This is a genomic window from Candidatus Thiodiazotropha sp. AKIB8, assembly GCF_058244675.1.
In genome coordinates, this window is record NZ_JBSYOO010000051.1 from 62,363 (window position 1) to 81,651 (window position 19,289).

The window sequence follows — 19,289 nt, forward strand, 5'->3', positions numbered from 1 at the left end:
CAAATGGCTGGTGCTAAGTTTGAAACACCGGAACTGAGTGAATTTATCGAGGTTCCTGAGCTGGTAGAGGATACCATGAAGCATATAACATGCTTTGTGGCCAAGCCTGACCATCAGGAACCCTTGGGATTTCCTGGTGAAAAGCTAGAGAACTGGAAAGAGGTCGCCATCGATAAGATGGGTGACCTGCTGAGTCGCTATCGCTCATTCCAGGTATTCATGGATGCCTGTGTGAAGTGTGGTTCTTGTACCGACAAGTGCCACTATTTTATTGGTACCCAGGATCCGAAGAATATGCCAGTAGGTCGTCAGGATCTGCTGCGTAAAGTCTATCGTCGCTACTTCACCTTTGCTGGAAAGTATTTTCCGAAATTAGTTGGCGCAGCAGATTTAACTGATGAAGTTATTGATGACTGGTACAGCTACTTTCACCAGTGTTCGCAATGTCGACGCTGTTCTGTTTTCTGTCCCTACGGCATAGATACCGCAGAGATATCCATGGCGGCTCGAGAGATACTCGATTCCATTGGTGTGGGTCAGAAATACTGCAACGAAATTATTGCTAAAGTACATAAGATCGGTAATAACCTTGGCTTGCCAGGACCCGCCATCGAAGACACCCTCGAAGGTCTTGAGGAAGATGTCTGGGAAGAGACGGATGTGGCGGTTAAGTACCCACTTGATGTTAAAGGCGCTGATATCCTGCTGGTTACACCATCAGCAGACTTTTTTGCTGAACCTCACGTGGATGGCCTTATTGGCTACGGCAAAGTCTTCCATGAAGCTGGCGTAAGCTGGACTCTGAGTACCAAAGCCTCGGAGGCTGGTAACTTCGGGATGTTCATCGGCAGCTACGAGAATATGCGTCGGGTATCCCTGAGAATACGCGAGGCAGCGCTGGAATTAGGTGTCAAACGCATTGTATTCGGAGAGTGTGGCCATGCTTGGCGCATTGCATACAGTTTTCTGAATACACTGGCTGGACCATTCGATTTTCTTGATCCTGACTATCCAGTACCACAGCACATCTGTGAGTTTACTCTTAACGAGATAGAGCAGGGTACTTTGGAATTCGACAAGTCTGAAAATGACGAAATGTCGATTACCTTTCATGATTCATGCAACGTGGCTCGAGCTTCACGTATGGGCGACAAGCCTGGTGGACAGTTCGAGATTCCCCGTAAGGTTATCAAGGCAGTGGTAAACAACTATCACGACATGGAGTGGGATACCATCCATGAACGCACTTTCTGCTGCGGTGGTGGTGGTGGCCTGTTGACCGATGATCTGATGGAAGTGCGAGTCAAAGGGGCCAAACCTCGTATGACAGCCTTCAAGAATATCATGGAAGAGAAGGGGGTAACTCACTTGGCTGCAATCTGTGCAATCTGTAAAAGCCAGTTCACCAAGGTGTTTCCTTATTACGGGATGGACATGTTTCAGATCGTCAGTGTTCACCAATTGGTAAGTAATGCCATTGTTATGAACAGAAAAACGCCACCTGAGGAAGCCCCAGGCTATGGCGAAGATGATGATGACGAATAGACCACAAATATACAAATACTAGCGCAACATAGATCCCTGCATTGTGTAGGGCACGACCAAGATAAGTTCTATAAGGAGACTGAATATGTCAACTCCTAGTGAAGAGATGAAAAACCAGATTACTTGGCGCCGTTATGAAGATGGCGAAAACGAGTGGGATGATTGGGGTGAGAAGATCTTCCGTGAAGATACCTCCTATAAGTGCCCTACCTATATCAATCGCACACCACCCTGTCAGGGAGGTTGTCCCTCCGGTCATGATATCCGTGGCTGGCTGGCTATTGTGCGTGAGCAGGAGAAGCCTTCTGAAGGTATGGATTGGGAGCAGTACGCTTTCGAACGTGCTGCAGAGGCCAACCCATTCCCATCAATGATGGGTCGGGTATGCCCGGCGCCATGTCAGGATGGCTGTAACCGAAATGAGGTTGAAGATTTTGTCGGCATCAACTCGGTTGAGCAGTACATCGGTGACACTGCAATTGAGAAAGGCTTCAAATTCACCCCTGGTGCTGATACCGGTAAGAAGGTTGCAGTAATCGGTGGTGGTCCTGCAGGTATGGCGGCAGCCTTCCAGCTTCGCAAATTGGGTCACGCTGTTACGGTATTCGAAAAGGATCCCGAACTTGGCGGCATGATGCGTTATGGTATCCCCAACTATCGTATACCTCGCGATAAGCTGCAGGCTGAGATTCAACGAATTCTCGATATGGGTGTTGAAGCCAGAACCGGCGTAAAAATTGGTTCTGACGTGCCTGTTGCTGAGATTGAGAAAGAGCATGATGCGATTCTCTGGGCACTTGGATGTCAGAATGGCCGTGATCTGCCAATAGATGGTTGGGCAGGTACAGCAAACTGCGTTTCCGGTGTTGCTTTCCTGAAGGCTTTCAATGAAGGCCGTATGAAAGTTACTGCCAAGAGTGTGGTCTGTATCGGTGGTGGTGATACCTCTATCGATGTCATCTCAGTCGCCCGTCGTCTCGGTACCAACACTGCGGCAGGCAATCCTGAAGATATCGTTCTGGATGTCACCATGAGTCAGGATGATGCGCTTGCTGAAGGTGCTGAGCCCGCAGCTGCGACCCTGACCTCACTGTTTACCAAAGACAAGATGTTTGCGGCTCAACATGAGATTCATGACGCGCTGCACGAAGGCTGCGAGATTCTGGATGGTGTAATGCCTCTGGAAGTGATTCTTGGTGATGATGGTCGCGCCACTGGACTTAAAGTATGTGACTGCACCATGGACGGCATGACTCCAATCCCCACCGAGGGAACCGAGCGTGTGCTGGAAGCCGACCTGATCGTCTCCGCTATCGGCCAGAGTGCAGATATGGATGGGCTGGAAGATTTGGCCAATGACCGTAACCTGATCGATGCGGACAAGTTCTACCAGGTTCCAGGTAAAGAGGGTCACTTTGTAGCGGGCGATATTATTCGTCCTCATCTGCTGACCACCGCTATCGGTCAGGCTTCAATCGCTTGTGAAAGCATCGATGCCTATCTGACCAAGAAGACTATGGCAAAACGTCCGAAAGTCGATGTACACCACTTCGACCTGTTGGATAAGCTGAAAGAAGCCAATATGTCGCCAGAGTCTTTTGACAAGAAAGAAGACGATATGCGTGGCACCAATTCTGCAAAATTTGCAGTGCACAACTACGAGGATCGTTCACGTCAGGAAGTTGTACCTGCGAATGATCTTTTCCTTGGGCACTTCGCTTTTACGCCTAGACTGTTGCGTTCTGAAGATGTTCCTTCCTCTGAGGAAGTTTTGCATCACTTCAAGGAGCGTATGAGTGGCCTGAATCAGGAACAGGCTCAGGATGAGGCAAAACGATGCATGAGTTGTGGTATGTGCTTCGAGTGTGACAACTGTGTTGTCTTCTGCCCGCAGGATGCTGTATTCCGCGTCAAGCGTAACGAAACTACAACTGGCCGTTATGTCGATACTGATTACAATAAATGTATCGGCTGTCATGTATGTACTGATGTCTGCCCAACTGGTTATATCCAAATGGGGCTAGGTGAATAGGAGCTGAGATGCGTAGTTCTCTCATCAGCAACAGCGCTCTCTTGGTTTTGCTGGCGGTGCTTTTTGCACCTGCCATGCATGCCTTTGCAGAGAGTGGGTTAATAGCCGAAAATTCGAAAGCTGCTTCACTTAAAAGCTGTGTGGCGCCAACGGATTTGATACGCAGAAATCACATGGATTTCCTCAAGCATGGCAGAGACGATACCGTTAGAGATGGTGTACGGGGTCTCGAATACAGTCTATCCGAATGTATAGATTGTCATGCTTCAAAGAATGCACAGGGAGAATCAGTTCCTGTTACCGATGAGGGTGAATTCTGTCAAGTGTGTCATGGTTATGTTGCGGTGTCCCCAGCCTGTTTTCAGTGCCATAGAACTACCCCTGATGATAAAGCCAAGGGTGCAAAACTAGGACATCACACAGGTGAATCAGATCCGCATGCTGGTCTTGATATTAAACTGCCAGCTGGGACTCAGAGAGACTGATTATGAGTAATAAGTGTGACCAGCCGAATTTGGATCGCCGTAAAATGATCGGTGGTGCCATAGCAGCAACTGGTGCGATGACAATCGCGCCTGGTGTGATTCTTCATGCAGCATCCGTCAGTGATGAGAGATCTGCTGGGGCCAAAGCAGAACACCGTTGGGGAATGCTGATCGACAGCAACAAGTGTGCTGACGGTTGCTCTGCCTGTGTCGATGCCTGTAACGATGAGCATGGCCTGGAAGGGCATGACCGACCTGATACAGACGCTGTCTGGATTCGTCCGGTAAAATTGAAAGACAAGCTGACCGGTAATGAAAGCCGTATGGTCATGATGTGCCAGCACTGCGAACATCCACCCTGTGTCGATGTCTGTCCGACCAATGCTTCATTCAAGCGCGTGGATGGTATCGTTCTGGTAGATCGCCATCGTTGTATTGGTTGTCGTTACTGCATGATGGCCTGTCCTTACAAAGCACGATCCTTCGTTCATGAGGCTCTGTCTGACCAATCAGTCAATGCACCTCGAGGCAAAGGATGTGTTGAATCCTGCACACTCTGTGTTCATCGCGTCGATAGTGGTGTGATGCAGACAGCCTGTCAGGAAGCTTGTGATAAAGAGGGCCACGCTGCCATCATTTTCGGTGATTTAAAAGATCCGGACAGTGAGATCAGTAAGAAGCTCAAATCCACTAACTCAGTACAGATCCGGGCCGACCTCGAGTTGAATACCGGCGTGCGCTATCTCAACCTGTGATCTGAGGGGAGCTAGGATTCAAATGAGTAAGATGTATTACCGCGAACTCTACTGCGGCACACCAGTGCGTTTCTGGTCGGGCCTGGCTTTGCTGGGCACTATAATCGCCATTGGCCTTGGCGCTGCCTTCTACATGGAGCATAACGGCCACTGGGTGACCGGCATGTCCAACCAAATAGTTTGGGGACTGCCTCATGTGTTCGCTATCTTCCTGATAGTAGCCGCTTCCGGTGCACTTAATGTAGCTTCGATAGGATCTGTATTTGGTGGGCCGCTGTATAAGCCGCTGGGCCGCTACTCTGCTCTGCTGGCAATCGGATTACTGGCTGGCGGTTTAATGGTTTTGGTACTTGATCTGGGTCGTCCCGATCGTCTGATTGTGGCGATGACTGAGTACAACTTTAAATCGATTTTCGCCTGGAACGTAATTCTATACTCCGGATTTTTTGCGATTGTTGGTGTCTATTTGTGGACCATGATGGATCGCACAGTAAGTAAATATAAACGAACTGTTGGTTTCGCAGCTTTCTTCTGGCGTATCGCACTGACTACTGGTACCGGATCGATTTTCGGTTTTCTGGTTGCTCGCGAGGCCTACGATGCTGCGATTATGGCGCCAATGTTCGTCATCATGTCGTTCAGTTATGGTTTGGCATTCTTTATCATCACTTTGATCGCCGCATATGTCTGGGGTGATCGTGAGCTTGGCGATTTTCGTCTCGCTAAACTGAAAAACCTGTTGGGTGTATTTGTAGGTGCGGTACTCTACTTCACACTGGCCTATAACCTGACCAATCTCTATATTACTCAGCATCATGGTATTGAACGCTTCATCCTTCTGGATGGCGGTGTTTATACCCAGATGTTTTGGATTGGACAGATCTTTATTGGCAGTATCATACCGCTTTTCCTGATCTACTCTCCTGCATTTGAAAAATCTCGCTGGGCGATTGCTGCAGCGTCGATTGCTGTACTGATTGGTGGATTTTTTCAGATCTATGTCATTGTGATCGGTGGGCAGGCCTATCCTATGAATCTCTTTCCTGGCAAAGAAGTTGTGGAGAGTGGTTTCTTCGATGGTCAGGTAATGAGCTATGTGCCTACTCTACCTGAGGCGGCCTTGGGCGTTGCCGGAATCGCGGTTGCCCTGGCAATGGTTGCAGTGGGCGCGCGGGTATTCAAGGTCTTTCCAGAGACCCTGGAAGATTAAGTCATACTGAAAATTCATGGATGTAGGCCTAATTTCACATCCTATTCATGGCCTGTTGCAATCATCATAAGAGGCCAACAAAAAATCCATCATCGAGTGCTTCGGTGGTGGATTTTTTCGTTACAGGGTAGGATATTCCCAGCTTTGAATAAGATGTAGATCAACAGTGCCTGCAATATATATCTCTGCCGCACATAAATCATCGGGTAAGACAACGCTCTCGATAGGGCTTGTTCGCGCCTTGGTTGATCGCGGAATGAGAGTCCAGCCTTTCAAGAAAGGACCAGATTATATTGATCCTCTTTGGTTATCAGCTGCTGCAGGGAAGGCGTGCTATAACCTCGATTTCTACACTCAGAGCAGAGATGAAATCCTCAGCAGTTATGCGCAACAACTTCAGGGTAGTGACCTGGCGCTGATTGAAGGCAATAAAGGTCTATTTGATGGTGTGGATTTAGAGGGTTCAAATAGTAACGCAGCTATGGCGGTTCACCTGGGGACACCCGTGGTGTTGGTGATCAACTGTAAGGGTATGACCCGTGGTATAGCGCCACTCTTGTTGGGGTATCAGGCATTTGATTCAGAAACCCGGATTGCGGGCGTGATATTAAACCAGGTAGGCGGCAGTCGGCATCAGTCAAAACTAATACAGGTGGTAGAGCACTATACGGATATTCCCGTGCTGGGATCTGTTCAGGCAGATAGCGGTTTGCAGATTGTTGAGCGCCATTTGGGGCTGATTCCCAGTAATGAGCAGCAGAGTTCTGAAAAACTGATCAACAGGTTGGCAAAAGCAGTAAACGATCAGGTGGATCTAGACCGCTTTATTGATATTGCAGATCTCTCAGAACAAGCAGAGTCCCCTCCCACACAATCTCCATTGAATTCTGGTCGCAGATATAGTGGTTTGAAAATCGGTCTTGCAAGGGATGAAGCATTTGGATTCTACTATCCCGATGACCTCGACAGATTCAGGGCATTGGGTGTCGAATTGATAGAATTTAATACCTTGAAAGGTTCGGAACTACCTGATGTTGATGGAATATTTCTAGGTGGTGGCTTTCCGGAAACTACCATGGATGCAATCCAAAACAATACCTGCATGCAACAGGCGATTGCCAAATTCATTGAGAATGAAGGTCCAGTCTATGCGGAATGTGGTGGATTGATATATTTGACCAGAAGTCTTACCTGGCAGGGGAAAAAATGTAGAATGGCAGGTGTGATACCGGCTGATACGGTGATGCATGAAAAGCCCCAAGGGAGAGGCTATGTGCGTTTGAGTGAGACAGGAAGAACCCCTTGGCCTAAATTGGGGGATCACCAACAAGAGACAATATATGCCCATGAATTTCACTACTCATCGTTAGTTGGGTTGGAAGCGAACAAGGAAGATTTCGCCTATAAAGTGGAACGGGGCTACGGTATTAATGGCAATAATGATGGTTACGTCTACAAGAATCTACTGGCAAGCTATACCCATAGACGTAGTGTAGGCGGCAACGACTGGGTGGCGCGTTTTGTGGCGCTGGTCGCGAGCAGAAAAAACGCAAGCAGCAAATTAAAGGTGACCGATGTTTAAAATTACACCTCGAGCAGCGGAACAGATATTACAGGCGGCAAAAATGGGCGGTACTGAAGGTATGGCACTTCGTTTTGCGGCACAGCGTAAAGACGATGGCAGTTTCGACTACCTGATGGGCTTCGATGACGCAAGTGAAGAGGATATTCAGTTTGATTCGGAAGGCATCAATATCATTATGTCTCCTGAATACTTCCCACTGTTAGATGAAACAATCATGGACTTTGCCGAACTGAATGATGGTGAGAGTCAGTTTATATTTATGAACCCTAAGGATAGCAATTACTCACCGCCAACAGAGCCTGTGCAATAGAACTAGCGGCCTTCTGTGCCGCAGTTCGAAGCTGCCATAATCTATGGATCTTTCTAGTGAAGATGCCTTACGTCTGAACGTATTGCTTGCCAACAAGCCGCAAGCCATACGCATTGATGAATCCGCATTTACCCTCCATGCGCTCACTGAAAAGGGTGAGACTACCCTCACACTCAATCCAAATTGCAGGGAGGATCTCTATCTTCGAAAGGTAAGAGAGACCCTCTCCGGGCATGCTTTAGGCTCGCCAGGAGGGTATCCGGTCTATCTCAAACGCTGGAGTCGTATGGGACAGACCCGGGATGACAACCTGGAACAGTTACTGCTGCTTGGCGAACCGGAAGCTGTGGTCGCTGTCACCTCTGCCAAAGGATTGACCAATGAGGTGGCAAGAAGAGCCTGGTGGACCTCTCAGGAGCCAGATAATGCCAGACGTATGCTTCAGAATCAGCATGTAATAGAGGGTGATATCGGGCCTGAACTGGCCAGATTTTTGATTGAATATCTACCGTTTGAGACCGAACCTCTGACTATCGTAGAGAGCCTTAGATTGGTGCTTCAACCTGGGCTTATCAGCGAAAAGGAGTGTCATGAATTGTGGAAGCGCTGCGCTAGAAAACCGACATACTACCTTGGATTTCTCGCTACTATTCCGGATCAGCTCCCACAACCACCAGTCGCGAGAGTAATAAGTGATGAAGAGTCTCTCTCATGGCGATCTCTGGCCGAATCAGGCAATCCTTATGCGTTGATGATGCAGCGAGTCAGCACTTCACAAGGGCAGGGATTTATCGCTACAGCGCTAAAGGTAATGGAAAAGCCTGCGAACCAGGATGTAGTCACAATGTTGTTGGATGTATTGCAAGACTACTTCTCCTCGTTACGCCCGCAAGGGGATCCGGATCTAACACTGGAAGAGTTACAGCTTGAGGCGCACTCCCTGCAAGATGAACATTTAACCGCCTGCTGTGCTGTAAACGACAAAAGAGAAGCGGAGTTTCGCACCTTCTTTCTGCTATCCGGCTTGGGATATGGTGCTGTACGTCCGGTATTCTCAAAAACAGATTCAATCGGAAGTCTGATGCGAAAAAAGCTGGCGCCAGTTTTCGATCCCCTCAAAGAGCAATTATTGCAGTTGATGGATTAAACAACTGTTTCTCTATCTTCGTAGAATTGTCTGGTAACTCCCCAAAACAATTTTTCAGTATATCCCTTATCTGGCAATCATGTAGTTATGGGGCCTGGTGATCCGCTTGATCGTTGTCTGATTTCTCGCTCGACCCACAAGCTATTAACCCTGAAGACGACATACTTAGTCGCCGGGTTAATAAGGCCTATTCGATTAGTGTTAACAGGCCTAGGGTAATCACCTACTGATTTGCTGACATTAATCTGTTTTAATTTCAATTGATCTCCAACACTCAAACTAGTTTTCAGATCTATATTATTTACCCAGACGGGTACTGTTTTTCACTAGTATTTGCTAGTCCGCTAAGTGACTAGCGGAATAATTTAAAGGAGTAGATTTTATGAATGGCGTACAAGGAAGTCCGGAAGGTTTAGCCTGTCATCGTGGCGGTTGTATATTGCCTGATTCCGGAAGGGATTTTTTTACATGCGATGGCGCACATATCTCAAGTAAAAACGGCAGAACCGAAATCACTGGCAGCGGTAAAGACGATAATATTAATGCACACATCAACCCCGATGGTTCTGTCGACGTCGATATCAACGGTAAATCTTTTCATTTTACTGCTGAAGAGGCACAAAACCTGGTTATCAACGGAGGGGATGGCAACGACAATATCAGCGTAACAGGTCAACAGTTATGTGGCCCGGAGAAAAACATCACCCTGAATGGTGGTTGTGGTGATGATGTAATACGTGGTGGTTCTGGCGATGAAGCCATTCGCGGCGGAGATGGCAATGACACCTTGATTGGTGGTGGTGGGGATGATTGCCTTGCCGGTGGTAAGGGAGATGATAGTATCTGGGGTGGATCGGGTAATGACAGGATCTATGGACAAGATGGCAATGATACCCTGGTAGGTAACGAAGGCGATGATCTGGTCTTTGGTGGACGTGGCGACGATAATATCTGGGGTAGTGCTGGAAACGATAATCTCAATGGTGGTGCCGGTAACGATAATCTTGTTGGTGGTTGTGGAGATGACTACATCACAGGTAATGCGGGCCGGGACAATATGTGGGGTGGATTTGGTAACGATCTCCTAACTCGAAATCCTGACGATGGTTACGTGGATGCCGGTGGTCAAGCTGGTGATCGTACATATTGTGTCAGCGATGGAGACAACACTACCATCATTGAGAATCCTGATGCAGACCAGGTTTTAAAAGGCAGTAATGACAGCTCAGGTAGCGGCTTTAACCCGTTCGATCCATTGGGATTGTTTAGTGGTGGAGGACCCTCTCTCGGAGCTAATAGTTTTCCGCTAAATATGATTTCACCCAAGTAATTTTTTCATGGACTGGCGCCTTGTGGTTCCAGTCCTTATCACTACCTGATCCGGCGTCTACCCTTATAAGCTGAAACATGCTGTATCAGGGTTTGAAAGGGCAGAGCATCCAAACCTCGAAACTCTATTTTAGCCTGATTGATGAGGCCAAAGACATCTTCAATACATTCAGGTATTGATTCATCAGGAAAGAGTGCTGAGTAGAGTCCGCGTAATCCGCCAACCTGCAGGCGCATCGCCTTGCCATGCGGCAAGACCTCATTATCGTTATTTGATTTCAAGGCAAAGCGTGCCTGATGGCGCAGTTTTTCCAGTAGTTCAATACATTGGGAATTGGCGTCATCTGAACAGCAGTGAACCCCCTCCCGTTCTGCAATGCAGATCTTTTTTGACTGGCTGCAATCGCACTTGCGGGAGAGCAAACTCTTTTCAAAAGCACAGAGGCGCTCATTCATCTCCCGATAGGTGCGACGGAAAGCATCCTGATCCATTGTTAACCTGATTTATTGATGAATCTGTGAATCATACGCCTATTCCGCTTTGTGGGCTTTCCCTGGGCTGGCTGAGGCGCACAGCTGCGTTCCAATCGCTGTGCTTCGATAGTTTTTTCCCGCTTGGTTATACTTTCCGTTGTCTCTTCATAGAAATGACAGGCTTCGGAGGCTGGTCTTCTGCGATTGGCCGGTACACTGACCTTAATATCCCACTCCAGAGAACCCTTGTGGATTCTCAAGTGGCTACCAATCGTTACCTCTTTACCCGGCTTGGTTCTCTGGCCATTGAGATGGACTTTTCCTCCATTGATTGCCTCTGCTGCAATCTGGCGGGTTTTGAAAAAACGCGCGGCCCAGAGCCATTTATCCAACCGCACCTTTTCTATCTGTTCCTGGGTCATTCGTCCTCTATGCCAAGCAGCTGGTTGAGGCGGCCGGAAATCTCCATTGAGGCCAGGTCATCATAGCCACCGACATGGAAATCATCGATGAAGATTTGTGGCACCGTATGTCGATTGCTGCGACGCATCATCTCCTGCATGATCTCTTGATTGTGATCGATGCGAATCTCTTCATAAACCACACCTTTGTTTTCCAACAGGTGTTTGGCGCGAACGCAGTAGGGACAGATAGCGGTAGAGTACATGACGACTTGTGGCATTAATGGGCTCCTTAATACTCTGTAATGCTAACTGATTGTAATGGCGATAAAAAATATAATTTTATAGTGGATTTATATCCTAACAGCAGGAACCTGATACTTCTACCTGTGGATAGTCGATTTGCCTGGATGGTCAAGATAGATATATGCCATGAAATCTATCGGGTTGTCATGGCGTTCGCAACCCGCTATCTCATCTCTATCTGACAGGCCTATGACTGTTTGGCTTTGGATGTGCGATCTATTTGTGGTGATACCCTATGCTCTCCAGTATTGGAACAATACGGTTGGTTTCCCTGAGTGATCATTGCATCTCATCGCAGGTCACATTTAGACTGTCAAAAAGCGATCAAAACATATCCCTGGAGTCGCCAGCGACTCCTGGCTGAGTATAAGGAACCTCGATGCGAACAGATAACGCCAAGACCATCTATCTAAAAGACTATCACCCGCCGGAATACCTGGTTGATCAGGTGGAACTCGAGTTTGATCTTCAGGAGGATAAGACCCTGGTATCAAGTCATCTGCAAATGCGCAGGAATCCTGCTTGTGTTGATCAGAATCCTGATTTGGTGCTCGATGGTGAACAGTTGAAGCTGTTAAAGCTCACTATCGATAACCGGGAGTTGAGTGGTGATGAGTATGAAGTTGATGAGCATACACTTACCATTGCAGGTGTGGGGCAACGTTTTACACTTTCAACACAGGTTGAAATCAAGCCTCGAGAAAATACCGCGTTGGAAGGTCTCTATCAGTCTGGGAAGATGTACTGTACCCAATGCGAGGCGGAAGGTTTCAGACGTATAACCTATTTTCCTGACCGACCTGATGTCATGGCAGGATTTGTCACCACTATAGTCGCTGACAAAGCGGCTTATCCTGTACTGCTCTCCAATGGGAACTGTGTAGAGCAACAGGATCTGGCTGATGGACGCCACATGGTTCGTTGGCAAGACCCTTTTCCCAAACCCTGTTATCTGTTTGCTTTGGTTGCCGGTGATCTTAAGTTTCAACAAGATAGCTATACAACAAGTTCTGGACGTTCAGTTGATCTGCGTATCTATGTCGAACCGGAAAACATCGACAAATGCGATCATGCAATGACTTCACTAAAACATGCCATGGCCTGGGATGAGGCGAACTATGGCAGAGAATACGATCTGGATATCTTCATGATTGTAGCGGTGAATGATTTCAATATGGGAGCAATGGAGAATAAAGGACTTAATATCTTTAATTCAAAATTCGTTCTTGCCCGCCCCGATACAGCAACCGATAGCGACTTCCAGAATATCGAAGGCGTTATCGCCCATGAATATTTTCACAACTGGACAGGTAATCGCATCACCTGTCGGGATTGGTTTCAACTCAGTCTGAAAGAGGGACTTACTGTCTATCGGGATCAGGAGTTTTCAGCCGATATGGGATCCCGCGGGGTGAAACGCATTGATGATGTACGCTTATTGCGCAGCCATCAGTTTGCCGAGGATGCGGGGCCGATGGCGCATCCGGTTCGTCCTGAGAGCTATATAGAAATTAATAATTTCTACACAGTTACTGTATATGAAAAAGGGGCGGAAGTGGTACGTATGCAGGCGAACCTGCTCGGCGCTGAAACTTATCGAAGGGCAACAGATCTCTATTTTGCAAGACATGATGGCGAAGCGGTAACTACAGATGATTTTGTAAAATGTATGGAGGAGGCGAGTGGTCGTCAGCTTGATCAGTTTCGCCTTTGGTACAGTCAGTCAGGCACTCCTGTGGTACGTGTCGCGGCCGATTACGATAAAGCCAAGCGTGTCTATCAGCTGACATTTACCCAACAGACACCTGAGACCCCTGGACAGAAGAGTAAACAGCCCTTCCATATTCCGATTGCCCTGGCGCTATTGGATAGTGAAGGTCAGACTCTCCAACTAAAACAGAGTGTTGATAAGCCGGCGCTACATAAACAGTTGGTTGTAGAGCTCTCCCAAACATCTCAGACTTTCAGCTTTTACGATCTACCTGAACAGCCAGTACCCTCGTTGCTGCGCGGCTTTTCTGCACCAGTAAAACTTGAGTATGACTACAGCGATAAGGAGTTGATGTTCCTGATGGCCAAGGAGTCAGATGATTTCAATCGCTGGGATGCAGCTCAAACCCTTGCCAAGCGTACCCTGCTGAAGCTGGTATCGGCAGCTCAGCAAGGTGATACTTTTAGTCTCGATGATGGATTTGCTGAAGCTTACCGTCTGGCATTGATTGATGAGCATGCAGACAAGGCATTGCTGAGTGAATTGCTCAGCCTGCCGTCGGAGTCGACTATCGGAGATCATATGGATCTGGTCGATGTGGAGGCGATTCACCAGGCTAGAGAGTGGCTGAAGCGTACTTTGGCGCAACAACTGGGGGATGAGCTGTTACTCGTCTACAAGCGCAATCAAACCGATCTTTACGATATCAGATCCAGCTCAATGGGACGCAGGAGGCTGAAAAATCTTGCGCTAAACTACCTGATGTGTCTTGATGATCCGGAAATTGATGCCATTTGCATGGATCAATTTGAATCTGCAGATAACATGACCGATGTGATGGCGGCATTGAATTGTTTGGTTGATCGCGATATACCCGATCGGGAGAAAGCGCTCTCTCTTTTTGAAGCGAAGTGGCGGGAAGACCCGTTGGTTATGGATAAATGGTTCACTGTGCAGGCGGGATCCTCTCTGCCAGGAACCCTATCCCATGTAAAACGTCTAATGGATCATCCTGCCTTCTCGATTCGTAATCCGAACAAGGTGCGTAGCCTGATCGGTGCTTTTTGTAGTATAAACCTCTCTGCATTTCATGCTGCTGATGGATCCGGTTATGACTTTTTGGCTGATCAGGTGATTGCGCTGGATAGCTTGAATCCCCAAATAGCAGCACGTCTTCTACGCATAATGAGCCGTTGGCGCCGCTATGACGAATCACGACAGATACTCATGCGCCAGGCATTTGAACGGGTGCTGGCACAGTCTGATATCTCTCGTGATGTATTTGAGATTGCCAGCAAGAGTGTTGCTGATGAGTAATCAATATTCCTGACCCGTCTAAAGGGAGCCCCGCTAATGTGTCAGCCCCTATTGAAAAGGGCACACCATTCCAGGCGAAGCACCTTTACCTTGGCATGGCAGCGGGATAGCGGATTCACCAAACAGCTTTCTGGAAATAGCTGTTTTTATCGGCATATCTCGATTGAGCATGATCAATACGAAAGATGTTTTTTCGTCTATGATCAAACTGATACCTGATTTGGCAATTGTTTCTCTGTGGTGGGTCGGGTAATCTTTATGGTTTTGTTTTAGAGAAGACAATATGGCGCTGCAATCGGTATCTTATTTACTTCCTGATGACCTCGATCTGGAGAAGTTGAAGCGTATCTTCACCGAATCGAATGGATTGCGGGAAGAGGCGCCCACGAAACTTAAATTGACCTACTACGACAGTTTCGATTGGAGAGTCTGGCAGGCAGGGGCGGAGTTGGTAGAGGAGCATGGCTCTCTACGTCGTCTTTGCTGGCATTATCTGAAAGGAAATAGGGCGCCACTCTGTCAGATTATCGAACAGACACCGGGCTTCGCCAAACAGCTTCCTCCCGGGGGGTTGGCTGATCAGGTTGCTGATGTGCTTGAAATGCGGGTGGTTCAACCTAAAGTCCATGTGATACAGCAGCAGCAGACCCTTGCGCTTCTCGATAGTGAGGAGAAGACTGTCGTCAGGGTAGTATTGGAACAAAATAGTTTCAGATCCATTAACCGCAAGCAGACCGGCCCGTTGGAAGGGCGCCTGGTTTTGAAGCCTCTCAAAGGCTATGAGTCCTATTTTGAGGATCTGCAGCAACGCCTTCAGTCAATGAAGCTGCAAAACTGTGATCATAGCCTCTATCAGGATGCACTGTCGGAGGTTGCTATCAAGCCTGGTGACTATAGCTCCAAATTGAACTACCGGCTGGATCAGGATGCACGGTCGGATGTTGCTGCCAGACAGATCATGCTGGACCTCCTCGATACACTGGAAGCCAACATTGCAGGCACAAAAGCTGATCTCGACAGTGAGTTTCTTCATGATTTACGTGTGGCAACACGCCGCACACGTTCAGCAATGAGCCAGATCAAAGGGGTATTTGATCCTCAAGAGTTAGAGCCCTTCAAAAAGGGGTTTGGTTGGGTCGGTCAAATTACAGGCCCAACGAGAGACCTGGATGTCTACCTACTAAAATATGACCAATATCGAGCCAGTCTTCCACAACCACTCCAGGCAGACCTTGATCCCTTCTACACCTATTTAGTGGCGCATCATAAAGTGGAGCAGGCAAAGTTGGTGAAGAAGCTCAACTCACCCCATTTTCGTAAGTTGATCAAGTCTTGGCGTGAGTGGTTGACAACACCATCGAATAACACTCAAAGCGCTCCTCATGCAGAAAAGCCCACGGCTAAGCTTGCAGATAAAAGAATCAGTAAGCTATATGCTCGGGTGCTGAAGGATGGTCTTGCCATCGATCCAGATAGCCCAGCCGAGTATCTTCACGAATTGCGAAAGGATTGTAAGAAACTGCGCTATCTGATGGAGTTTTTTCAGAGTCTCTATCCGAAGCCTGCTATAAGGGAGTTGATCAGGTCACTTAAGGTGATTCTTGATAATTTAGGAGAGTTTCAGGATTTGGAGGTTCAGGCTCAATCCCTGGAGGTACTTGGCAGTGAGATGCTCAAAGAGGGTGCGCCTGCCAGCGCATTGATGGCGATGGGTGTTCTGGTCGGTAGATTATTTGAAAGGCAGGCCAGGGCAAGAGAGGAGTTTACTAACCTATTCTCCGCTTTTAGCAGCGAGGATAATCAAAAGGCCTTTCGTCAGTTGTTCGGAGGGGCTTGATGCACATTCTTGGCGTTTACAATATTAAAGGTGGGGTTGGAAAGACCGCCACAGCTGTCAATTTAGCCTATTTGGCTGCAATGCAGGGATACCGTACCCTGATCTGGGATCTCGATCCTCAGGCAGCAGCGACCTACTATTTTCGTATAAAACCAAAAGTAAAAGGGAGCAATAAGCGTCTGATAAAAGGTAAGCTGGATCTCGATGAAGTGGTGAAGGCGACAGATTTTGAAAATCTGGATATGCTGCCTGCAGACTTCTCATATCGTAATATGGATCTACGCCTGGAAGAGGCCAAAAATCCAACCAAACAGCTGTTGAAGTTACTGCGACCTCTCTCTCAAGCTTACGATTATGTGTTTTTGGATTGTCCACCCAGTATCTCCCTGGTGTCAGAAAATATCTTTCGGGCTGCGGAGGGACTGCTGCTTCCACTGATTCCTACCACGCTCTCTCTGCGTACCTATCAACAGCTATTGGATTTCCTTGAAGGTCATCGTATTACGGGTTTGGAGTTAATGCCTTTCTTCTCCATGGTGGATCGTCGTAAACGCATGCACCTGGATGTAATGAAGAATCTTCCTGATACACATGGTGAGTTGCTGAAGGCTCAGATTCCCTATGCCAGTGATGTTGAAAAGATGGGCTTGCACCGTATGCCGGTACAGGCCTTCGCTCCAAAGTGCATGGCAGCCAGTTCCTATCAGGCATTATGGATGGAAGTACAGCGACGGCTGGGTTAAATTGCTGCTGTTCTAGGGCCTATTCGATTAGTGTTAACAGGCTCTATAAGCTGGTTGCTTCAATCACCTGTTTAAAGTAGTGAAATTTTTTTTACTTCACCCATATTGACCTCAATTTAAGTCTTTCATGTGTAGTGGGTAATCTTTGCCCTTTTGGCTTTCGATCCACTGCCTTTGATCTCACTATGCAAACCTCCCTGAATTAATCAGGGGTTCCTTGGGAAGTGCCCGTAGAATAGGGGTATGATAGCCATACGCTTCTATATCACCAACCATATTTGAAATGTTGTGTCTGCACTCATAATCGAAAATCTATATAAAACCTATCGCAGTGGTTTCGAAGCATTGAGTGGTATTAATCTCAATGTCGAGGAGGGGGACTTTTTTGCCCTGCTGGGGCCAAACGGTGCCGGTAAATCCACTGCGATCAGTATCATCGCCTCATTGACCAATAAAACTGAAGGTCGAGTGGCGGTATACGGCAATGATCTGGATAAGAACAAAGAGCAAGCCAAATCCTTGATAGGACTCGTACCACAAGAGTTTAATTTTAATATGTGGGAACCGGTGATCGAGATTCTTGTGAATCAGGCTGGCTACTATGGCATACCACGAACAGAGGCATTCGATCGCGCTGAAGAGAAGCTGAGACAACTCGACCTGTGGGAGAAGCGAGATACACAGGCACGCTGGTTGTCGGGGGGTATGAAGCGTCGCCTGATGATTGCCAGAGCATTAGTGCACCAGCCAAGACTTCTGATACTGGATGAACCGACTGCGGGTGTCGATATTGAAATACGTCGTTCCATGTGGCAGTTCATGCGTGAAATCAATCGCCAGGGAACGACAATAATCTTAACCACCCACTATCTTGAAGAGGCTGAAAGCTTATGTCGCAATATAGCAATAATTGATCATGGTAAGATTGTTGAACAGACCAGTATGTCGAGTCTGCTCAGTCAGCTGAATACAGAGCAATTCCTGCTGGATATGAGTAGAGCACTCGATGATGCGCCAGATCTGCCTGGCTATGAACTGCAACTGATCGATGAAAAAACACTAGAGGTTGCCGTTCAGCGGGAACAGAGCATGAATGGCTTGTTTGAGCTTCTTACTCAGCAGGGCATTGATGTCATCAGTATGCGGAATAAACAGAATCGACTCGAACAACTTTTTGTCGATCTTGTTAATCAGTCTAAAAAGCCGGAACAGAACGTATGACCTCCAGCCATATCAAGCGTATCGCATATCAGACCATCGTCACCAAAGAGATTCTCAGGTTTAGCCGTATATGGGTTCAGACCATTCTTCCTCCTGCGATAACTACAACACTCTATTTCATCATCTTTGGAAAACTTATTGGTGAACGTATTGGAATGATGGAGGGGTACAGCTATATCGAATTCATTGTTCCGGGTTTGATATTGATGTCAGTGATCCAGAACTCTTATGCAAATGTAGTATCTTCATTCTTCAGCACTAAATTGCAGCACTATATTGAGGAGTTGTTGATCGCGCCAGTGCCAAGCTGGATTGTGTTGGCAGGATATGTAACCGGGGGGATGGCCAGAGGATTGCTTGTGGGTATAGTTGTTACAGCGGTCTCCCTGCTATTTACTGATCTTCGTATTAACAGTTACGGTTTGACCTTTCTGGTTTTTGTTCTGACTTCAGTGCTTTTCTCACTTGCCGGCTTTATCAATGCAGTCTATGCAAAGAGTTTTGATGATATCTCGATTGTGCCAACTTTTGTTTTGATTCCTCTGACTTATCTCGGAGGGGTATTCTATTCGATAGAGTTGTTGCCAGAGTTTTGGCAACATGCCTCTTTGTTGAATCCGGTATTGTATATGATCAATACTTTTCGCTATGGGATTCTTGGCGTTTCTGACATCGATGTACGCCTGGCACTTGGAATCATTATTTTGTTTATTATGCTGTTGACCTGGTTTAGTTTAAGGCTATTAGCCAGAGGTGTGGGGATCAAGGAGTGATTTACAGTAAGGGAACAATCTTTCCACTCTATGATCCATAAACGACACAATATTTCCTGATTAGTAATATGCGGGTAGTGCCTGGTAGATATCCACTTAAACTCTTCT

At 47.4% G+C, this 19,289-nt stretch carries 17 protein-coding genes; 14 read left to right on the forward strand and 3 right to left on the reverse strand.

Annotated features, from left to right (window positions below; genetic code table 11):
* Positions 1-3: 3 nt before the first annotated feature.
* From dsrK to AC4IFB_RS18640, 9 genes are all read left to right on the forward strand, one after another.
* The gene (dsrK, locus tag AC4IFB_RS18600; RefSeq protein ID WP_490778855.1) at positions 4-1,545 is read left to right on the forward strand and encodes a sulfate reduction electron transfer complex DsrMKJOP subunit DsrK; all 1,542 of its coding nucleotides are present in this window, start codon (positions 4-6) and stop codon (positions 1,543-1,545) included.
* Positions 1,546-1,630: 85 nt separating this feature from the next.
* Positions 1,631-3,577, forward strand: a complete 1,947-nt coding sequence (locus tag AC4IFB_RS18605; RefSeq protein WP_490778854.1) for an NAD(P)-binding protein — start codon at positions 1,631-1,633, stop codon at positions 3,575-3,577.
* Between the two features lie 8 nt (positions 3,578-3,585).
* Positions 3,586-4,062 (forward strand): sulfur reduction protein DsrJ, encoded by a 477-nt coding sequence (locus tag AC4IFB_RS18610; RefSeq protein WP_490778853.1) that lies wholly within the window; start codon positions 3,586-3,588, stop codon positions 4,060-4,062.
* 2 nt (positions 4,063-4,064) lie between these two features.
* On the forward strand, positions 4,065-4,817 hold the full coding sequence (dsrO, locus tag AC4IFB_RS18615) for a sulfate reduction electron transfer complex DsrMKJOP subunit DsrO (protein WP_490778852.1): 753 nt from the start codon (positions 4,065-4,067) through the stop codon (positions 4,815-4,817).
* A 22-nt stretch (positions 4,818-4,839) separates the two neighbouring features.
* The gene (gene nrfD, locus AC4IFB_RS18620; RefSeq protein WP_490778851.1) at positions 4,840-6,027 is read left to right on the forward strand and encodes an NrfD/PsrC family molybdoenzyme membrane anchor subunit; all 1,188 of its coding nucleotides are present in this window, start codon (positions 4,840-4,842) and stop codon (positions 6,025-6,027) included.
* A gap of 166 nt (positions 6,028-6,193) precedes the next feature.
* Positions 6,194-7,609: a cobyrinic acid a,c-diamide synthase CobB gene (locus AC4IFB_RS18625; RefSeq protein WP_490780978.1), complete on the forward strand. Its 1,416-nt coding sequence runs from the start codon at positions 6,194-6,196 to the stop codon at positions 7,607-7,609.
* Entirely contained in the window at positions 7,602-7,922 is a 321-nt protein-coding gene (locus AC4IFB_RS18630) for a HesB/IscA family protein (RefSeq protein WP_490780979.1), read from the forward strand. Before AC4IFB_RS18625 ends, AC4IFB_RS18630 begins: the two co-directional genes overlap by 8 nt.
* A 43-nt stretch (positions 7,923-7,965) precedes the next feature.
* Positions 7,966-9,069, forward strand: coding sequence for a sulfur reduction protein DsrS (locus AC4IFB_RS18635; protein ID WP_490780980.1), 1,104 nt, complete (start codon positions 7,966-7,968; stop codon positions 9,067-9,069).
* A 382-nt stretch (positions 9,070-9,451) separates the two neighbouring features.
* Positions 9,452-10,399: a calcium-binding protein gene (locus tag AC4IFB_RS18640; RefSeq protein WP_490780981.1), complete on the forward strand. Its 948-nt coding sequence runs from the start codon at positions 9,452-9,454 to the stop codon at positions 10,397-10,399.
* Positions 10,400-10,440: 41 nt separating this feature from the next.
* On the opposite strand, the gene AC4IFB_RS18645 is transcribed toward AC4IFB_RS18640, so the two are convergent.
* From AC4IFB_RS18645 to grxC, 3 genes are read right to left on the reverse strand one after another with little or no spacing between them, the layout of a single operon-like run.
* The gene (locus AC4IFB_RS18645; RefSeq protein WP_490778846.1) at positions 10,441-10,890 is read right to left on the reverse strand and encodes a hypothetical protein; all 450 of its coding nucleotides are present in this window, start codon (positions 10,888-10,890) and stop codon (positions 10,441-10,443) included.
* A 2-nt stretch (positions 10,891-10,892) separates the two neighbouring features.
* Positions 10,893-11,294: an RNA-binding S4 domain-containing protein gene (locus AC4IFB_RS18650; protein ID WP_490778845.1), complete on the reverse strand. Its 402-nt coding sequence runs from the start codon at positions 11,292-11,294 to the stop codon at positions 10,893-10,895.
* Positions 11,291-11,554, reverse strand: a complete 264-nt coding sequence (gene grxC, locus AC4IFB_RS18655; protein WP_490778844.1) for a glutaredoxin 3 — start codon at positions 11,552-11,554, stop codon at positions 11,291-11,293. The genes AC4IFB_RS18650 and grxC overlap by 4 nt, the downstream gene beginning before the upstream one ends.
* Before the next feature lie 404 nt (positions 11,555-11,958).
* Here grxC and pepN point away from each other — a divergent pair, with 404 nt between their 5' ends.
* The 5 genes from pepN (at position 11,959) to AC4IFB_RS18680 (ending at position 19,181) form a co-directional block, all read left to right on the forward strand.
* Entirely contained in the window at positions 11,959-14,607 is a 2,649-nt protein-coding gene (gene pepN, locus AC4IFB_RS18660; RefSeq protein WP_490780982.1) for an aminopeptidase N, read from the forward strand.
* Positions 14,608-14,890: 283 nt separating this feature from the next.
* A complete protein-coding gene (locus AC4IFB_RS18665) occupies positions 14,891-16,444 on the forward strand; it encodes a CHAD domain-containing protein (protein ID WP_490780983.1) in 1,554 nt (517 codons plus the stop codon).
* Positions 16,444-17,187 carry a ParA family protein gene (locus AC4IFB_RS18670; protein ID WP_490778841.1) on the forward strand — a complete coding sequence of 248 codons (744 nt, stop codon included), beginning with the start codon at positions 16,444-16,446 and terminating at the stop codon, positions 17,185-17,187. The genes AC4IFB_RS18665 and AC4IFB_RS18670 overlap by 1 nt, the downstream gene beginning before the upstream one ends.
* A gap of 288 nt (positions 17,188-17,475) precedes the next feature.
* On the forward strand, positions 17,476-18,408 hold the full coding sequence (locus AC4IFB_RS18675) for an ABC transporter ATP-binding protein (protein ID WP_490780984.1): 933 nt from the start codon (positions 17,476-17,478) through the stop codon (positions 18,406-18,408).
* Positions 18,405-19,181, forward strand: coding sequence for an ABC transporter permease (locus AC4IFB_RS18680; protein ID WP_490778839.1), 777 nt, complete (start codon positions 18,405-18,407; stop codon positions 19,179-19,181). Before AC4IFB_RS18675 ends, AC4IFB_RS18680 begins: the two co-directional genes overlap by 4 nt.
* Positions 19,182-19,289 lie beyond the last annotated feature (108 nt).

What these genes read in the sequence shown, in the direction of transcription:
- nrfD (WP_490778851.1), top strand. Translation starts at nt 4,840, where the DNA reads ATGAGTAAGATGTATTACCGCGAACTCTACTGCGGCACACCAGTGCGT.
- grxC (WP_490778844.1), bottom strand. Translation starts at nt 11,554, where the DNA reads ATGCCACAAGTCGTCATGTACTCTACCGCTATCTGTCCCTACTGCGTT.
- AC4IFB_RS18610 (WP_490778853.1), top strand. Translation starts at nt 3,586, where the DNA reads ATGCGTAGTTCTCTCATCAGCAACAGCGCTCTCTTGGTTTTGCTGGCG.
- AC4IFB_RS18640 (WP_490780981.1), top strand. Translation starts at nt 9,452, where the DNA reads ATGAATGGCGTACAAGGAAGTCCGGAAGGTTTAGCCTGTCATCGTGGC.
- AC4IFB_RS18630 (WP_490780979.1), top strand. Translation starts at nt 7,602, where the DNA reads ATGTTTAAAATTACACCTCGAGCAGCGGAACAGATATTACAGGCGGCA.
- dsrK (WP_490778855.1), top strand. Translation starts at nt 4, where the DNA reads ATGGCTGGTGCTAAGTTTGAAACACCGGAACTGAGTGAATTTATCGAG.
- AC4IFB_RS18645 (WP_490778846.1), bottom strand. Translation starts at nt 10,890, where the DNA reads ATGGATCAGGATGCTTTCCGTCGCACCTATCGGGAGATGAATGAGCGC.
- AC4IFB_RS18670 (WP_490778841.1), top strand. Translation starts at nt 16,444, where the DNA reads ATGCACATTCTTGGCGTTTACAATATTAAAGGTGGGGTTGGAAAGACC.
- AC4IFB_RS18650 (WP_490778845.1), bottom strand. Translation starts at nt 11,294, where the DNA reads ATGACCCAGGAACAGATAGAAAAGGTGCGGTTGGATAAATGGCTCTGG.
- AC4IFB_RS18605 (WP_490778854.1), top strand. Translation starts at nt 1,631, where the DNA reads ATGTCAACTCCTAGTGAAGAGATGAAAAACCAGATTACTTGGCGCCGT.
- AC4IFB_RS18665 (WP_490780983.1), top strand. Translation starts at nt 14,891, where the DNA reads ATGGCGCTGCAATCGGTATCTTATTTACTTCCTGATGACCTCGATCTG.
- pepN (WP_490780982.1), top strand. Translation starts at nt 11,959, where the DNA reads ATGCGAACAGATAACGCCAAGACCATCTATCTAAAAGACTATCACCCG.
- dsrO (WP_490778852.1), top strand. Translation starts at nt 4,065, where the DNA reads ATGAGTAATAAGTGTGACCAGCCGAATTTGGATCGCCGTAAAATGATC.
- AC4IFB_RS18635 (WP_490780980.1), top strand. Translation starts at nt 7,966, where the DNA reads ATGGATCTTTCTAGTGAAGATGCCTTACGTCTGAACGTATTGCTTGCC.
- AC4IFB_RS18680 (WP_490778839.1), top strand. Translation starts at nt 18,405, where the DNA reads ATGACCTCCAGCCATATCAAGCGTATCGCATATCAGACCATCGTCACC.